Below are 16,473 nucleotides of genomic sequence, written 5' to 3' on the forward strand. Positions count from 1 at the left end.
CTGATGCAGCTTGAATCCATCCTGACCTGTCCGCGCTGCAGCCATCAATCCGATGAGCAAATGCCAACGGACGCCTGCCAGTTTTTGTATGTCTGTAAAGGCTGCGGCGAGACGCTGAAACCGCTGGCGGGCGACTGCTGCGTGTTCTGCTCGTACGGCTCCGTGCCGTGTCCTCCCGTTCAGGAAAGCGGCAAAGGTGCCTGCTGCCGCTAACAAGCTCAGGACGTTTTTACGTCAAACAGGTTGATCGCAATCTCAGGTTGGGCAAAGCTGTGTCCGCATGCATGACCGGACGCCACAAGCCCTTCACCTCACCGACGCCGAGCGGATCGCCCGGCTGCGCCTGATCCGCAGCGACAATGTCGGCCCGCGCACCTTCAACTCGCTCATCAGTCATTTTGGCAATGCTCGCGCGGCGCTGGAGCGACTGCCCGATCTGGCGCGGCGTGGTGGCGCTGCGCGTTCGGGGCGCATCTGCACCGAGGAGCAAGCGCGGGCCGAGATCGCGGCGGCGAGCACCATCGGCGTTTCGCTGGTGGCGCCGGGCGAAGCCGCCTACCCGCCGCGGCTGGCGACGCTCGACGATCCGCCGCCGCTACTCGGCGTGCGCGGTGCGCCCGACGCGCTGATGCGGCCGATGATCGCGATCGTCGGCTCGCGCAACGCTTCCGGCGCCGGGTTGAAATTCGCCGGCCAATTGGCGCGCGATCTCGGCGACGCCGGCTTCGTTGTCATCTCCGGGCTGGCGCGCGGCATCGATCAGGCCGCGCATCACGCGACGGTCGAAAGCGGCACGGTCGCGGCGCTGGCCGGCGGCCACGACCGCATATATCCGCCGGAGCATCAAGATTTGCTGGCGATCTTGCTCAAACAAGGCGGAGCGATTTCCGAAATGCCGCTGGGCCACGTGCCACGCGCCCGCGACTTTCCACGCCGCAACCGCCTGATCTCGGGCGCCTCGCTCGGCGTCGTCGTGATCGAGGCCGCGCATCGGTCGGGATCGCTGATCACGGCGCGGATGGCTGCCGAACAGGGCCGCGAAGTGTTCGCAGTGCCCGGCTCACCGCTCGATCCGCGCGCCGCCGGCACCAACGATCTGATCAAGCAGGGCGCGGCGCTGGTCACCGAAGCGAACGACGTCATCAACGCCATTCAGCCGATCCTCGAACGGCCGATCATGCTCGCGGCGCGCGAGGACGACGAGCCGCTCGACTTCGACACCGATCCAGGCGAACGCGAGCGCATCGTTGCGCTGCTGGGACCAAGCCCGGTCAGCCTCGACGATCTGATCCGGATGTCGGGCCTCTCGCCCACCATCGTCCGTACCGTACTGCTCGAACTCGAACTGGCGGGCCGCCTGGAGCGTCATGGTGGCGGGCTGGTGTCGCTGATTTAGTTCTTCTCGCTGCGTGCGTCGAACTTCATCCGCGCGCGTTGAATCTCTGGCTGATGCTCGATCGCCCAGGTGCCGAGAGCTTTCACCGGCTTGGATAAGCCACGTCCCAGATCGGTCAATTCGTAGTCGACACGCGGCGGAATGGTTGGAAACACCGTTCGCGTCACAAGACCATCGCGTTCCAATCCCCGCAGCGTCAGCGTCAGCATGCGCTGCGAGATGCCGCCGATCATGCGCTTGATCTCGTTGAAGCGCTTCGGGCCATCGCCAAGCATCATGATCACGAACACGCTCCATTTATCACCGACCCGCGCCAGCACGGATGCGGCGCCGCGGCAGTCACTGTCGAGGTGGGGACCGGCTGGCAGGGCAGGCACTTTTTTGTGCTCGGGTCTCATGAATGTGCTCGGGTGTAAAAAATGTGCGTTCTTGCAGGACCTTACGACAGTCACTCATATAGCGCCAGTTACAAACGTATACCAAGGGTGACCCCTCATGAAACTTCTGCATCTCGATTCCAGCGTTCTCGGCCCCCACTCCGTCAGCCGCCAGGTTTCTGCCGCCGTCGTCGACCGCCTGCATCAATCTACCCCCGGCCTCGAAGTCAGCTACCGTGATCTCACGCTGACCCCGCTGGCGCACCTCACCGGCTCACACCTCGCTGCCGGCCAGGGAGCGGCCCCCGAAGCTGCGTTGCGGGAGGACATCGCCGCCGGTCAGGCCGTCCTGGAAGAGTTTCTGGCCGCCGACATCGTCGTGATCGGCGCACCCATGTACAATTTCACGATCCCGAGCCAGCTCAAGGCCTGGATCGACCGTATCCTGGTCGCGGGGAAGACCTTCAAATACGATGCCCAAGGTGCCCAGGGGCTGGCCGGCAACAAGCGCGTCATCGTCGCGATCTCGCGCGGTGGCTATTACGGCCCGGGCACGCCGGCCGCGCTCGGCGAACATCTCGAAACCTATTTGCGCTGGGTATTCGGCTTCATCGGCATCGGGAATCCCGAATTCATTTCCGCCGATGGCATTCAGGTCGGCCCGGAGCACCGCGAAAAAGCAGTGGCCGGCGCGCTGCGGGCCGCGAGCGACCTGCACGCAGCGTAGTTGGAGCCAGAGCGGTTGCCGCCGCCAGGCGCGACGGCAGCCGCTCGATCAGAAGACGCCGTTGATGCGTAGGATAACGACGACCAGCGAGATCAGCAGACCTACCCCGGAAAACAGGGCGACTGAAACAAGTTGAGCGGTATCCGAACTTTGCGACGCCGACGAGGAGATGCCAGCGGTTTTCGGCATGACGGCTCTCCGGTTCTTTGATTGGCAAGAACGCCTGCCTCAAAATGTCCTGCAGTTACACCCCGGGTTCAATGCGCGTTCTGGCTCCGCGCCAATCCGCCGCAGGGCCGCCGGAGCCTGCCAGCACGACGGAGATTAGACCGCTGACCGGGCCTGGATCGTGCCGGGACCTGCTTACCCCCGATAGATTGGCGCTCCGCTCGGAGAGGCCGTGGCGCCGCCGTCGACGAACAACTCCTGGCCCTGCACATGGGCGGAATCGTCGGAAGCGAGGAACAGGACCGTCTTGGAAATATGCTCGGGTTCGCCGATCCGGCCGAGCGGCGTCGACAACGCGATGCGCTTTTCAAACGCCTTTTCGGCTTCCGGCGTGGCGATCGCCGCACCCCAGATCGGGGTGCGGATCGCGCCGGGCGCCACCACGTTGACGCGGATGCCACGCGGCGACAATTCCGACGCCATGATCCGCGCCATCGCGCGCACGCCGGCCTTGGCCGCGCCATAGGCCGAATAGCCGGGGATTCCGAGCACCGAGATCACCGAGCCGTTGAGAATGATCGAGGCGTTGTCGTTGAGATGCGGCAGCGCCGATTGCACGGTGAAGAACACGCCGGTCAGGTTGGTGCTGATGACCTTCTCGAACGCCTCGAGGGTTGAGTCACCAAGCGGCGTGCCACCGGCGATCCCGGCATTGGCGAACAGGATGTCATATTTGCCGAACTTTTCGGCCCCCTTCCCGATCGCGGCTTCGGTCGCCGCGATGTCGGTGGCGTCAGCCGCGAGCGCCAGCGCGTTTGGGCCCAATTCCTTCGCAGCGGAATCGAGCGTCGCCTGATTTCGCCCGGTTATGACGACCCGGGCACCTTCGGCCACAAACAGTTTTGCGGTCGCAAGCCCGATGCCGCTGTTGCCCCCTGTGATCAGCGCCGTCTTGTTCGCGAGCCTCATGACACGTCCCCGATGGTTGCATTATTAAACTAGATTGATTAGCTAGAGCATCTAGTTTAATATTGCAACCACACAAAGCCGTGATCGGTCTCAAACCCGATCGGAGACTGAAATGGTGAAACGAACCAGCTTTGAGCACGACGATTGCCCGATCGCGCGCTCGCTGGATGCGATCGGCGACTGGTGGTCGATGCTGATCATTCGCGAGGCGCTGTTTGGCATCAGCCGCTTCGGCGAATTCCAGAAGAGACTGGGGCTCGCCAAAAACATCCTTACGGTGCGGCTGCGCGCGCTGGTCGATCAGGGCATTCTGAAAACCGCCCCCGCTTCCGACGGCAGCGCCTATCAGGAATATCTGCTGACGCTGAAAGGCCGTGGCGTCTTCCCCATCCTGGTCGCCCTGCGGCAATGGAGCGAGGAATTTGACGAGCGGCCGGAAGAGATCAGCACCATCCTGGTCGACAAGGAAACCGGCCAGCCGGCTCGCAAGCTCGAACTCTATTCGCAGGATCGGCGGCTCTTGGGCGCGGGCGATACTGCGCTGAAGCCGCGGCCGGCAGCGAAGCCGCGCAAGCGGGCGACCGCGTAACGCAGCCGCGCGGCTTAAGACAGCTTACGCTTGCTCCGGGTGCGCAGGCGCTCTTCCGCCTCGAGCTGCGCCATGCCGAGCAAATGGCTGAGCACCTCGAGCCGGTGGCGCTTCGCCAGCTTGACCAGTTCGGCAACGTTCTCTGCGATAAAGGCCACGGCCTCGTCGGGGCCGCCCTCCTCACCTCGCTCAGTGTTACGTTCGTCGGGTGGCGAGCCCCTCTTCTTGCCCGAAGCTTTCCGCTTCCGGCCGCCTGCAGCCTTGCTCAAAAAACTTGCATCCAATTGAATACAGTATTGCCCAGAAATAACCCCTTTAGAGGCGCAACTCTAGGGCGCATTTCGCAACTCCTCAGACATAAGTGGACGGCGAAAGGTTCCCTGGCGGCATTTGCCGATTTGACAGGGGCCGCCTCACCACCCATGTTCGGGTCCAATCGGTGGGCCGCGAGTCTCGCGGAACCCGCCTTTATCTTTTCCCGTAAGCCATTGGAATGACATGAATATCGTCATCGTGGAGTCGCCGGCGAAAGCCAAGACGATCAATAAGTATTTGGGCGCCTCCTACGAGGTTCTGGCCTCGTTCGGCCATGTCCGCGACCTCCCTGCCAAGAACGGTTCCGTCGATCCGGACGCCAATTTTCAGATGATTTGGGAGGTCGATCCCAAGGCGGCCGGCCGGCTCAACGACATCGCCAAGGCCTTGAAGGGCGCCAGCCGACTGATTCTCGCAACCGACCCTGATCGCGAGGGCGAAGCGATCTCCTGGCACGTGCTGGAGGTGATGAAAGAGAAACGCGCGCTGAAGGATCAGAAGATCGAGCGCGTGGTGTTCAATGCCATCACCAAGCAGGCGGTGACCGATGCCATGAAGGCGCCGCGCCAAATCGACGGCGCGCTGGTCGACGCCTATATGGCGCGCCGCGCGCTGGACTATCTGGTCGGCTTCACGCTCTCCCCCGTGCTCTGGCGCAAGCTGCCGGGCGCGCGCTCGGCCGGCCGCGTGCAGTCGGTCGCGCTGCGGCTGGTCTGCGACCGCGAACTCGAAATCGAAAAATTCGTCCCGCGCGAATACTGGTCGCTTGTCGCGACCCTGACCACGCCGCGCGGCGACAGCTTTGAGGCGCGCCTCGTCGGCGCCGACGGCAAGAAGATCCAGCGGCTCGACATCGGCTCCGGCGCCGAAGCCGAAGATCTCAAGAAGGCTATTGAAGCCGCGAACTTCACAGTTTCGACCGTCGAAGCAAAGCCCGCGCGCCGCAATCCGCAGGCTCCCTTCACCACCTCGACGCTGCAGCAGGAAGCCAGCCGCAAGCTCGGCTTTGCGCCGGCGCACACCATGCGGATCGCGCAGCGCCTCTACGAAGGCATCGACATCGGCGGCGAGACCACCGGCCTCATCACCTATATGCGAACCGACGGCGTGCAGATCGACGGCTCGGCGATCACCCAAGCCCGCAAAGTGATCGGCGAGGATTACGGCAACGCCTATGTGCCGGATGCGCCGCGGCAGTACCAGACCAAGGCCAAGAACGCGCAGGAAGCGCACGAAGCGATCCGCCCGACCGATCTGTCGCGCCGGCCCGCCGAGATGCGCCGCCGCCTCGATCCCGATCAGGCCAAGCTTTATGAACTGATCTGGATCCGCACCATTGCGAGCCAGATGGAATCGGCCGAACTCGAACGCACCACCGTGGACATCGCGGCGAAGGCCGGCTCCCGCGTGTTGGAGCTGCGCGCCTCGGGCCAGGTCATCAAGTTCGACGGTTTCCTCGCGCTCTATCAGGAAGGCCGCGACGACGAGGAAGACGAAGATTCCGCCGCCTCCCCGCCATGAGCGAAGGCGAAGCCTTGAAGCGGCAGGCGCTTGCCGTCACCCAGCATTTCACCGAGCCGCCGCCGCGCTTCTCGGAAGCCTCGCTGGTAAAGCGGATGGAAGAGCTCGGCATCGGCCGTCCTTCGACCTACGCCTCGATCCTCCAGGTCCTGAAAGATCGCGGTTACGTCAAGCTGGAGAAGAAGCGGCTGCACGGCGAGGACAAGGGCCGCGTCGTGGTCGCCTTCCTCGAAAACTTCTTCTCTCGCTATGTGGAGTATGACTTCACCGCCGCGCTGGAAGAACAGCTCGACCGCATCTCCAACAACGAGATTTCCTGGCAGCAGGTGCTGCAGGATTTCTGGACCGGCTTCATCGGCGCGGTCAACGACATCAAAGATCTGCGTGTCGCCGAGGTGCTGGATGCGCTCGACGACATGCTGGGTCCGCACATCTATCCGCCACGCGCCGATGGCGGCGACATCAGGCAGTGCCCGACCTGCGGTACCGGGCGGCTCAATCTGAAGGCCGGCAAGTTCGGCGCCTTCGTCGGCTGCTCGAACTATCCGGAATGCCGCTATACCCGTCCGCTGGCCGCCGACTCTGAGGCGAGCGCCGACCGTGTTCTCGGCAAGGATCCTGAAACCGACCTCGACGTCACGGTGAAGGCCGGCCGCTTCGGCCCCTACATCCAGCTCGGCGAGCAGAAGGACTATCCCGAGGGCGAAAAGCCCAAGCGCGCCGGCATCCCGAAGAACATGTCGCCCGGCGACATGGAGCTCGATCTGGCGCTGAAGCTGCTGTCGCTGCCACGTGAGATCGGCAAGCATCCGGAAACCGGCCAGCCGATCACTGCCGGCATCGGCCGCTTCGGCCCGTTTGTGCGTCACGAGAAGACCTATGCGAGTCTTGAAGCCGGCGACGAGGTGTTCGACATCGGCCTCAATCGCGCGGTGACCCTGATCGCGGAGAAGATTGCAAAAGGCCCGAGCGGCCGCCGCTTCGGCGCCGATCCCGGCAAGCCGCTCGGCGAGCATTCGAGCCTTGGCGGCGTCGCCGTCAAGAACGGCCGCTACGGCGCCTATGTCACCGCAGGCGGCGTCAATGCCACGATCCCGAGCGACAAGACGCCGGACACAATCACGCTGGCCGAAGCCATCGCGCTGATCGACGAACGCGCCGCCAAGGGCGGCGGCAAGCCGAAACGCGGCGCCAAGAAGGCCGCACCGAAGAAGGCCGCCGCCAAGACGGCCAGCAAGGCTGCCGATCCCGATGCGCCGAAGCCCGCCAAGAAGGCGCCGGCGAAGAAGCCGGCCGCGAAGCCGAAATCGGAGGCCGTGAGCAAGGCGCGCGCGCCGGTCGCCTCCGCCGCCAAGACATCGGCGGCGAAGCCCACTGCACCCAAGACGCCCGCGAAAAAGCGCGCGGGCAAGGCGCGAGGATAAGTGAAGAGAAAACACGACCATGGCTTTCCGGCCCGGGACGCCATCGTCGCCTTTATTCGTGCCCATCCGGGCAAGGTCGGCACCCGTGAGATAGCCCGCGAGTTCGGCCTGAAGAACGCCGACCGCGCCGAACTGAAGCGCATCCTGCGCGAGCTCGCCGACGAAGGCGCCATCGCCAAGCGCGGCCGGAAGATCCACGAGACGGCGCTCCTGCCCCCGACCGTGATCGCCGACATCACCGGCCGCGACACCGACGGCGAACTGCTCGCCGCTCCCACTGAATGGGACACAGAACAGAGCGGCCCCGCGCCGAAGATCCGCATCCACGTCCCGCGCCGTTTGCAACCCGGCACGGCGGCGGGTGTCGGCGACCGAGCCTTGTTGCGGATCGAGAAGGCCGATGATAGCGAAGGCGCCCCCTATCGCGGGCGCGTCATCAAGATCATCGACCAGGCCCGCGCGCGCGCGTGCTCGGTATCTTCCGCAAATTGCCTGGCGGCGGCGGCCTGCTCGTTCCCGTCGACAAGAAGCAGGCCGGGCGCGAATTGAACATCGCGCCATCGGACACCGCAGGCGCCGAGGATGGCGACCTCATTAGCGTCGATCTGGTGCGCTCGCGCGGCTATGGCCTCGCCTCCGGCAAGGTGAAGGAGCGGCTCGGCTCGTTGTCCAGCGAAAAGGCGATCAGCCTGATCGCGATCCACGCCCACGAAATCCCGCAAGCGTTTTCACCATCCGCCTTGCGCGAGGCCGAGGCCGCGCTGCCTGCTGACTTGAAAGGCCGCGAGGACTGGCGCGATTTGCCGCTGGTGACCATCGATCCGCCTGATGCGAAGGACCATGACGACGCGGTTCACGCTGCGCCCGATTCCGATCCGAAAAACAAGGGCGGCTATATCGTCCATGTCGCGATTGCCGACGTCGCCTTCTACGTGCGGCCGGGCTCGGCGCTAGACCGCGAAGCGGTGACGCGCGGCAACTCGGTGTATTTTCCGGACCGCGTGGTGCCGATGCTGCCCGAGCGCATCTCCAACGATCTCTGCTCGCTGGTGCCGGGCGAAGCGCGTGGCGCGCTCGCGGTTCGGCTGGTCATCGGCCCCGACGGCCGCAAACGCTCGCACAGCTTTCATCGCGTGCTGATGCGCTCGGCCGCGAAACTGCACTACGCGCAGGCGCAGGCCGCAATCGACGGGCGGCCCGACGATACCACTGGCCCGCTGCTGGAGCCGATCCTGACGCCGCTCTACGCGGCCTATGCGCAGGTTAAGCTCGCGCGCGACGAGCGCGATCCGCTCGACCTCGATCTGCCCGAGCGAAAGATCCTGCTCAAGCCCGACGGAACGGTCGATCGCGTCATCGTGCCCGAACGTCTCGACGCGCACCGGCTGATCGAGGAATTCATGATCCTCGCCAACGTCGCCGCGGCCGAAATGCTTGAAAAGAAGGCTCTGCCGCTTATCTATCGGGTGCATGACGAACCGACCTTGGAGAAGGTTCATAATCTCCAGGAATTCCTGAAGACGCTGGACCTGCCGTTTGCGAAGACCGGCGCGCTACGACCCTCGCTGTTCAATCGGGTGCTGGGCCAGGTCCGCGGCGAGGATTACGAGCCGCTGGTCAACGAGGTGGTGCTGCGCTCGCAGGCACAGGCGGAATATTCGGCGGAAAATTACGGCCATTTCGGCCTCAACCTGCGTCGCTACGCGCATTTCACCTCGCCGATCAGGCGATACGCCGATCTGATCGTGCATCGCGCGCTGATCCGCGCGCTCGGTCTCGGCGAAGGCGCGTTGCCGGAGAGCGAGACGCTTGAGACACTGAGCGAGATCGCGGCGCAGATCTCGCTGACCGAGCGCCGCGCGATGAAGGCCGAACGCGAAACCGCCGACCGGCTGATCGCGCATTTCCTCGCCGACCGTATCGGCGCGACGTTTCAAGGCCGTATCTCGGGCGTTACGCGCGCCGGGCTGTTCGTGAAGTTATCGGATACCGGCGCCGACGGGCTGATCCCGATCCGCACGCTCGGCACCGAGTACTACAATTATGACGAGGCGCGTCACGCGCTCGTCGGCTCACGCAGCGGTGCCATGCACCGGTTGGGTGACGTTGTCGACGTGCGTCTGGTAGAAGCTGCACCGGTAGCCGGCGCGTTGCGGTTCGAGCTGTTGTCGGAAGGCCAGGTCGTTCCGCGCGGCAGAAAACGTGACGGCTCGAAGGCATCGGCAAAGTCATCGAAATCGCATCCGGGCCGCAGCCCGCGCGACAAGGTTCGCAAGCCTCACAAGGGCAGGTCGGGCAAAGCCAAGCCCGGCAAATCGAAGAAAGGCAAGTCATGGAAACGGTGAACGCCGCGACGACATGGACCCGGGACACCGTGCAGGCCGAGAAGCGCGACCTCTGGACCGCGATGAAGCGCGGCTTCCGTTGCCGCTGTCCGCGTTGCGGCGAAGGCAAGATGTTTCGCGCTTTCCTGAAGACTGCCGATAATTGCTCGAATTGCGGACTCGATTTTACTCCGCACCGCGCCGACGACCTGCCGGCCTACCTCGTCATCGTCATCGTCGGCCACATCGTGGTGCCGGCGGCGCTGTGGATCGAAACCAACTACTCGCCCGCGGTGTGGCTGCAACTGGCGATGTATCTGCCGGCGACGCTGGTCTCCTCGCTTGCGCTGTTGCAGCCAATCAAGGGCGCGGTGGTCGGCATTCAATGGGCGCTGCGCATGCACGGCTTTGACGAAAATGCCCCTAGCGACATCCCGCCGGTCTAGCTAAACCGGGGCCACAAGAGCACAAAAACGGGGATGGAATGAGCGAAGTCGCGACTGCAGTACAAGAAGGAAAAGAAGCCGATCACCATCCTTATTTCCGGCCCAAGGATGCAGCGACGCTGATCCTGATCGACCGCTCCGGTGACAAACCGAAAGTTCTGGTTGGCAAGCGCCACGACAAGGTGGTGTTCATGCCGGGCAAATATGTTTTCCCGGGCGGACGTGTCGACAAGTCGGACAACCGCATCCCCGTGGCCGCACCGATTTCCCCAGAGCTCGAGGCCAACCTCCTCAAGGGCAGTCCGAAGATCGCACCATCGCGGGCGCGCGCGTTGGCGGTTGCCGCGATCCGCGAGGCCTGCGAGGAAACCGGCCTCTGCCTCGGATGCAAGGTCGACAAGCCCGTCAAGCTCGACGGCGCGTGGAAACCGTTTGCGGAAGCAGGCCTCTTGCCCGATCCATCCGGCCTGTTCCTGATCGCGCGCGCCATCACCCCGCCTGGTCGCGTCCGCCGTTTTGATACGCGCTTCTTCACGGCCGACGCGTCAGCCATCGCCCATCGCGTCGAAGGGGTGATCCATGCCGATGCCGAACTGGTGGAGCTGGTGTGGGTCGAGATCGGCTCGCAGCCGCTCGCCGACGCGCACGCCATGACCAAGAACGTGCTCGCCGAACTCGACCGTCGGCTAGCCACCGGCCCGCTGCGTCACGACGCGCCGGTGCCGTTCTTTCATTTCTACGGCGGCAAGATGCAGAAGGACGTGCTGGGGGCGTATGGCCCTGCTTTCTCTGCGCCATTCCGGGGCATCGCGGAGCGATAAACCCGAAATCTCGAGATTCCGGGTCTGCGCTACGCGCATCCCGGAATGACAGTCGTGTTGAGACTCCGCGCAAAAACAAAATATTCTTCTGCGTGTCTCCAATGGCGCCACCGCCGCCCATGCCTATCTCTTTCCCAACAATAACAGCTACGGAAACGGGGCAATGGCACAGCGGCAACTCAAGCTCGGCGCGTTCATGCGGCCGGTCTCCATCCACACCGGCGCGTGGCGCTATCCCGGCGCATGGCCCGATGCCAACTTCAATTTCCCGCGTATCAAGCAACTGATCCAGAAGCTCGAAGCCGGCAAGTTCGACGCGTTCTTCATGGCCGATCATCTGGCCGTGCTGAACATGCCGATCAATGCGCTCAAGCGCAGTCACACGGTGACTTCGTTCGAGCCGTTCACGCTGTTGTCGGCGCTATCAGTGGTGACGGAACATATCGGCCTGATCGCGACGGGATCGACGACCTTCGACGAGCCCTATCACGTCGCCCGGCGCTTCGCCTCGCTCGATCACATCTCAGGTGGCCGCGCCGGGTGGAATATCGTCACCACCTCCAATCCGGACGCAGCGCTCAATTTCGGGCTCGACGACCATATGGAGCACGCCGAGCGCTACAAGCGGGCGCGCGAGTTCTACGACGTGGTGACGGGTCTGTGGGATTCCTTTGCCGATGACGCCTTCGTGCGCGACGTCGAACAAGGCCTCTATTTCGATCCCGCCAAAATGCATGTGCTCAATCACAAGGGCAAATATCTCTCGGTGCGCGGGCCGCTCAACATTGCCCGCCCCGTGCAGGGCTGGCCGCTGATCGTGCAGGCCGGCGCGTCGGAAGACGGCAAGCAACTCGCCGCAGAAACGGCGGAAGCCGTGTTCACCGGCGGCGGCAGCCTTGCCGACGGGCAGAAGCTTTATGCCGACATCAAGGGCCGCATGGAGAAGATCGACCGTAACCCCGAGCATCTGAAGATCCTGCCCGGCGCCTTCGTCGTGGTCGGCGACAGCGTCGAGGAAGCCAAGGAGAAAAGGGCCAAGCTCGACAGCATGGTGCATTACGACAGCGCCATCGCTTCGCTCTCGGTGCAGCTCGGCATCGACGCCTCCGGCTTCGATCCTGACGGCCAGTTGCCGCCAATCCCCGAGACCAACGCCAGCAAGAGCGGCCGCCAGCGCCTCGTCGATGCCGCCGCGCGCGACAAGCTCACGGTGCGCCAGCTCGCCCAGCGCGTCGGCGGCTATGGCGGGCTGTCCTTTGTCGGCACGCCGCAAACCATCGCCGACCAGATGGAGGAGTGGCTGATGAGCCGCGGCAGCGACGGCTTCAACATCATGTTTCCGTTCCTGCCCGCGGGGCTCGACGACTTCGTCGACAAGGTGGTGCCGGAACTGCAGAAGCGCGGGATCTTCCGGAAAGAGTACGAGGGCAAGACGCTGCGCGAGAATTTGGGGCTGCCAAGGCCGAAAAACCGGTTCTTTGAGGGTTAATCACCCCGATTTATGCCGGTTTTTGCCCCGAAAACCTTGACTTTGGGCGATCAGAAGCTAGGTTGCGCGGCAAATGCAGGCCGGTTTGGCCGGCGCCTGACACCCCCTGTTTTGAGGTTCTGAACATGGCCAAAGCGGTCACCATCAAGGTCAAGCTCGTTTCCTCGGCGGATACCGGCTTCTATTACGTCGCCAAGAAGAATTCGCGCACCATGACCGACAAGCTGGTCAAGAAGAAGTACGATCCGGTCGCGCGCAAGCACGTCGAGTTCAAGGAATCGAAGATCAAGTAAGCGAGCCAATCGCTGACGGTTTTGAACGGGGCCTTGCGGCCCCGTTTTGATTCCTGGCTATCCGTGTCCCGGACGCGGTGCAGCGCTTCTTCAGCGGTGCACCGCAGAGCCGGGGCCCACGGTAGCCGCGGATGGACCCCGGATCAGCGGCGCACCACGCCGCAAGAGCGGCCTGCTGCGCAGCATCCGGGGAAGGCGGCGCGGCCTACGCCGCTTGCATCTGCGGCGGTCCGCTCGGCCGGATCAGCGCGAACGCGACCTGGACAATGCCGCCGGCCAGGCCAAGCGCGACGCCGATCCGCCACGCCATGGTGTAGGAGCCGAGCGCGTCGTACAGCACGCCGCCCCCGAACGCGCCGAGGAAGCTGCCGACCTGGTGGCTCATGAAGGCGAGCCCCTGGATCATCGCCTGCCATTTCAGGCCGAACATTTCCGCCACCGCGCCCGCGACCAGCGGGCCGACGCCCATCCACAGGAAACCCATGATGGCACCGAACAGCAGCGTGGTTGCCGGCGTCGGCGGCAGCGTGAAATACCAGGCGAGCGCGATCGAGCGGAAGATGTAGATGCCGCCGAGCAGCGCCAACTTGTTCCAGCGCTGGCCGGCCCAGCCGAAGAAGATGCTGCCGAGCACGTTGAAGCCGCCGATCATGCCGAGCGTCTGCGCGCTCAGCATCGGGTCCATGCCACAGATCGCCAGATAGGACGGCAGGTGCGTGGTGAGAAAGACGAGTTGCATGCCGCAGACGAAATAGGCGCCGGTCATCACCACGAAAGACGCGTTGGCGAACGCCATCTTCGTTGCAGCGGTCGCTGACGCATCGTCGATCTCGTCTTCTGTCGGCTTGGGCAGCGGGATTTTGTCCACTCTGCCCGCATACCAGGCCGCGGGAATCATCAGGAGCGACAGCACCACAAATCCGACCAGCCCCATTCGCCAGCCGTAACCTTCATTGAGCATCTGTCCGATCGGAGCCGACAATAGCGCGCCGAGCGAGCCGGCGCCCGACACCAGGCCGAGCACTGTCGAGCGCACCGACGCAGGAACGGCACGGGCCGCAACCGACATCGCAATCGCCGCCGCGGTGCATGCCAGCGACGTGCCAATCAACACGCCTCCGCCGATCATGACGGCGAGAACGCCGTTCGCAGCCGCCATCAAGGCAAGGCCGGCGACATAGAGCAGCGCGCCGACCACCATGATGGCGCGAAAGCCGTAGCGCACCGTCAGGGCGCCAGCGAGCGGCTGCAAAAATCCCCAAGCGAGGTTTTGCACCGCGATCGCCAGCGTGAAATCGGAGATCGATATTCTGATATCCTGCGTCAGCGGCTGCATGAAAATGCCGAGCGACTGCCGCAGCCCCATGCTCAGCGTCAGCATGATGGATGCACCGATCAGGATGGGTAGCGTCGGACGCAGGATTTGCAGCAGGGCCATTGTTTTTATTCTCCCTAAGGGGCGCGATCCGAACGCCGCGTTCTGCAATTGGCATCTGAAATAGGTACACAGACCTGTGTACCTGAGCTATAAGGGGCGCTGCTGTCAAGCAAACGGTGACCCACGCATTCGCATGGCTACCCTGCCCGCCAAACCGGTGATGAAGGAACGGATTCTGGAAACCGCGGATAGGCTGTTCTATCTGCAGGGAATTCGCGCGGTCGGCGTCGACACCATCGCGGCCGAAATCGGCATCAGCAAACGCACGCTCTACAATCATTTCCCGTCCAAGGACGCGCTGATCTCGGCCTATCTGGCGCGGCGCTTCGTGGCGCCGCGGCCATCAGACAAGTCGCCGGTCGAGCAAATTCTCGGCACGTTCGATTCTGCTGGAGCGGCGCTTTTCGGCGAAAGACTTTCGTGGCTGTCCCTTCGTCAACGCGGTGGCCGAACTCGGCGAGGATCAGTCGGTCCGAAAGGTTGCGGTCGAGTTCAAGGAAAGCCGCCGCCGCTGGTTTCGCGGCCTGCTGGTACAACTCGGCATCCGCCAAGCGGACGCACTGGCGACGCAGCTCGCTTTGCTCGTCGACGGCTCGATCGCCCAGGATCTCGTCCGCAACGACCCCGCGATAGCGCGCGCGGCAAAGGAAGCCGCAACGGTGCTGCTCAGGAATGCGGGGGTGAAGATTGGTACGCGTGCTCCTGTGCTGAAGCATACGGCAAAGAAACGGCAGTCAAGGTCGGCAACTTGAATCGCTCCCAACCGTCGTCCCTGCGAACGCAGCGACCCATACGCCGCGGCCTTTCAATAAGGCGATGTGGCGGTTACCTTCTTCCTGCAAAAGACGCCGGTGGTTATGGGTCCCTGCGTTCGCAGGGACGACATCAATATAGAACCGCGCCAAACTAACGAAGGTAAAGGGAGCGACAATGGAAGACCTGAAAGTGACCGCAAACGGTTACGACTTCGAACCGGCACGCGCGGCCATGCAGCGCTATGTCGACAACAACCTGCTGTCAGGCATTTCCTGGGCGGTCATGGTCGGGCGCGACCTCGTCGACGTGAATTGCGTCGGCTGGGCCGACAAGGAAGCGCAAACGTCGCTCCGCACCGATCACATCTTCCGCGTCTTCTCCAACACCAAGCTGATCACCTCCTGCGCCGTGCTCTTGCTGTTCGAGGAAGGTAAACTCAAGCTCGACGACGCAATCGAAAAATTCATTCCGCAGCTCGGAAATCGCAAGGTGCTGCGGCCCGGCGCCAGCTCGCTTGACGATACCGAGCCTGCGAAGAGCTCGATCACCATCCGTCAGTTGCTCAGCCACAGCTCCGGCCTGAGCTACGGCTTCTTCGATCCTGGTACGGCCATGTACAAGGCGCTTAACGAGCGCGGTGTCCATAATCCCATGACGACGCTGGCAGACATGGTGGACGTGCTGGCCGGCCTGCCGCTGATCTATCAGCCGGGCACGTCGTGGGAATATTCGCTGGCCACCGACGTGCTGGGGCGGCTGATCGAAGTCATCAGCGGCCAGCGTTTCGACAAGTTCATCCAGGCGCGCATTCTCGGCCCGTTCGGCATGGTCGATACCGGCTTCGTCGTGCCGGAAAAGGATCGGGGACGGCTCGTCGCCTATTACGCCGGTGCGGACCTGATGGAGCCGATGAAGCCGGGATTGACCCGAACCGACAACGCGCCCTTCCCCGGCGCTTATCTGCGCTCGATCGCAAGACTGAGCGGCGGCGGCGGCCTGGTTTCAACCCTGCCCGACATGGTCGCGCTGATCCGAAGCCTGCTGCCCGGCGGGCCGACCCTGCTCAAGCCCGAGACGATTGCGCTGATGCTGACCAACCAATTGCCCGAGGGCCAGTGGATCCGCTTTGCCACGATGGGAGAGCAGCCCGGCAAGGCCTTTACCCTGGCCGGCGGATTGATCCTGGCGCCTTCGGCGTTTGATCATCCGGATGCCACCGGCGAACTCTACTGGGGCGGCGTCGCCGGCACCCAATGGTGGATCTCGCCGAAGCGCAACATGGCCGGCGTGATGATGGCCCAGCGCCAGATGGCGTTCGTGCATCCGTTCTCGTTCGAGTTCAAGCGGCTGGCGTATGAGGCGGTGAAGCAGAATGCCAAGGTTGTTGCTTGACACGACAACCTATGGGTCCCTGCGTTCG

The 16,473-nt window shown here is 63.7% G+C and carries 14 protein-coding genes and 3 pseudogenes; 12 read left to right on the plus strand and 5 right to left on the minus strand.

Features of this window, described 5'->3' with window-relative positions:
• The first annotated feature begins 3 nt into the window (after window positions 1-3).
• Window positions 4-213 carry a GDCCVxC domain-containing (seleno)protein gene (locus ACFXS9_RS15840; RefSeq protein WP_392690180.1) on the plus strand — a complete coding sequence of 70 codons (210 nt, stop codon included), beginning with the start codon at window positions 4-6 and terminating at the stop codon, window positions 211-213.
• Window positions 214-280: 67 nt separating this feature from the next.
• Window positions 281-1,396 carry a DNA-processing protein DprA gene (gene dprA / locus ACFXS9_RS15845; protein ID WP_392690182.1) on the plus strand — a complete coding sequence of 372 codons (1,116 nt, stop codon included), beginning with the start codon at window positions 281-283 and terminating at the stop codon, window positions 1,394-1,396.
• Here dprA and ACFXS9_RS15850 read toward each other — a convergent pair.
• Window positions 1,393-1,794: a winged helix-turn-helix transcriptional regulator gene (locus ACFXS9_RS15850; protein ID WP_392690184.1), complete on the minus strand. Its 402-nt coding sequence runs from the start codon at window positions 1,792-1,794 to the stop codon at window positions 1,393-1,395. The genes dprA and ACFXS9_RS15850 overlap by 4 nt on opposite strands.
• Window positions 1,795-1,891: 97 nt before the next feature.
• Between ACFXS9_RS15850 and ACFXS9_RS15855 the strand changes: the two genes are divergently transcribed.
• A complete protein-coding gene (locus tag ACFXS9_RS15855) occupies window positions 1,892-2,500 on the plus strand; it encodes an FMN-dependent NADH-azoreductase (protein WP_392690186.1) in 609 nt (202 codons plus the stop codon).
• A gap of 48 nt (window positions 2,501-2,548) precedes the next feature.
• Here ACFXS9_RS15855 and ACFXS9_RS15860 read toward each other — a convergent pair whose 3' ends face one another.
• Both ACFXS9_RS15860 and ACFXS9_RS15865 read right to left on the minus strand, forming a co-directional pair.
• Window positions 2,549-2,689, minus strand: a complete 141-nt coding sequence (locus ACFXS9_RS15860; RefSeq protein ID WP_176721964.1) for a hypothetical protein — start codon at window positions 2,687-2,689, stop codon at window positions 2,549-2,551.
• 174 nt (window positions 2,690-2,863) lie between these two features.
• A complete protein-coding gene (locus tag ACFXS9_RS15865; RefSeq protein ID WP_392690187.1) occupies window positions 2,864-3,637 on the minus strand; it encodes an SDR family oxidoreductase in 774 nt (257 codons plus the stop codon).
• A gap of 112 nt (window positions 3,638-3,749) precedes the next feature.
• Between ACFXS9_RS15865 and ACFXS9_RS15870 the strand changes: the two genes are divergently transcribed.
• On the plus strand, window positions 3,750-4,226 hold the full coding sequence (locus ACFXS9_RS15870) for a winged helix-turn-helix transcriptional regulator (protein WP_392690189.1): 477 nt from the start codon (window positions 3,750-3,752) through the stop codon (window positions 4,224-4,226).
• Window positions 4,227-4,240: 14 nt separating this feature from the next.
• On the opposite strand, the gene ACFXS9_RS15875 is transcribed toward ACFXS9_RS15870, so the two are convergent.
• The gene (locus ACFXS9_RS15875; protein ID WP_392690191.1) at window positions 4,241-4,495 is read right to left on the minus strand and encodes a hypothetical protein; all 255 of its coding nucleotides are present in this window, start codon (window positions 4,493-4,495) and stop codon (window positions 4,241-4,243) included.
• A 229-nt stretch (window positions 4,496-4,724) separates the two neighbouring features.
• On the opposite strand from ACFXS9_RS15875, the pseudogene topA reads away from it, so the two are divergent.
• From topA to rpmG, 6 genes and pseudogenes are all read left to right on the plus strand, one after another.
• Window positions 4,725-7,486: pseudogene (topA, locus tag ACFXS9_RS15880) on the plus strand (type I DNA topoisomerase).
• A pseudogene (gene rnr / locus ACFXS9_RS15885) lies at window positions 7,487-9,831 on the plus strand (ribonuclease R).
• Window positions 9,819-10,256, plus strand: coding sequence for a DUF983 domain-containing protein (locus ACFXS9_RS15890; protein WP_392690193.1), 438 nt, complete (start codon window positions 9,819-9,821; stop codon window positions 10,254-10,256). The pseudogene rnr and the gene ACFXS9_RS15890 overlap by 13 nt, the downstream one beginning before the upstream one ends.
• Before the next feature lie 38 nt (window positions 10,257-10,294).
• Window positions 10,295-11,077 (plus strand): NUDIX hydrolase, encoded by a 783-nt coding sequence (locus ACFXS9_RS15895; RefSeq protein WP_392690195.1) that lies wholly within the window; start codon window positions 10,295-10,297, stop codon window positions 11,075-11,077.
• 163 nt (window positions 11,078-11,240) lie between these two features.
• The gene (locus tag ACFXS9_RS15900) at window positions 11,241-12,566 is read left to right on the plus strand and encodes an LLM class flavin-dependent oxidoreductase (RefSeq protein WP_392690197.1); all 1,326 of its coding nucleotides are present in this window, start codon (window positions 11,241-11,243) and stop codon (window positions 12,564-12,566) included.
• 125 nt (window positions 12,567-12,691) lie between these two features.
• Complete coding sequence (rpmG, locus tag ACFXS9_RS15905; RefSeq protein WP_159011529.1) at window positions 12,692-12,859, plus strand: 50S ribosomal protein L33; 168 nt, start codon at window positions 12,692-12,694, stop codon at window positions 12,857-12,859.
• Window positions 12,860-13,064: 205 nt separating this feature from the next.
• Here rpmG and ACFXS9_RS15910 read toward each other — a convergent pair whose 3' ends face one another.
• The gene (locus tag ACFXS9_RS15910; RefSeq protein ID WP_392690199.1) at window positions 13,065-14,297 is read right to left on the minus strand and encodes an MFS transporter; all 1,233 of its coding nucleotides are present in this window, start codon (window positions 14,295-14,297) and stop codon (window positions 13,065-13,067) included.
• Between the two features lie 133 nt (window positions 14,298-14,430).
• On the opposite strand from ACFXS9_RS15910, the pseudogene ACFXS9_RS15915 reads away from it, so the two are divergent.
• Window positions 14,431-15,049, plus strand: a pseudogene (locus tag ACFXS9_RS15915) (TetR/AcrR family transcriptional regulator).
• Between the two features lie 178 nt (window positions 15,050-15,227).
• On the plus strand, window positions 15,228-16,445 hold the full coding sequence (locus ACFXS9_RS15920) for a serine hydrolase domain-containing protein (protein ID WP_392690201.1): 1,218 nt from the start codon (window positions 15,228-15,230) through the stop codon (window positions 16,443-16,445).
• Window positions 16,446-16,473: the final 28 nt, after the last annotated feature.

It is taken from the genome of Bradyrhizobium sp. RDI18 (genome assembly GCF_043203335.1).
Lineage (GTDB): Bacteria > Pseudomonadota > Alphaproteobacteria > Rhizobiales > Xanthobacteraceae > Bradyrhizobium > Bradyrhizobium retamae.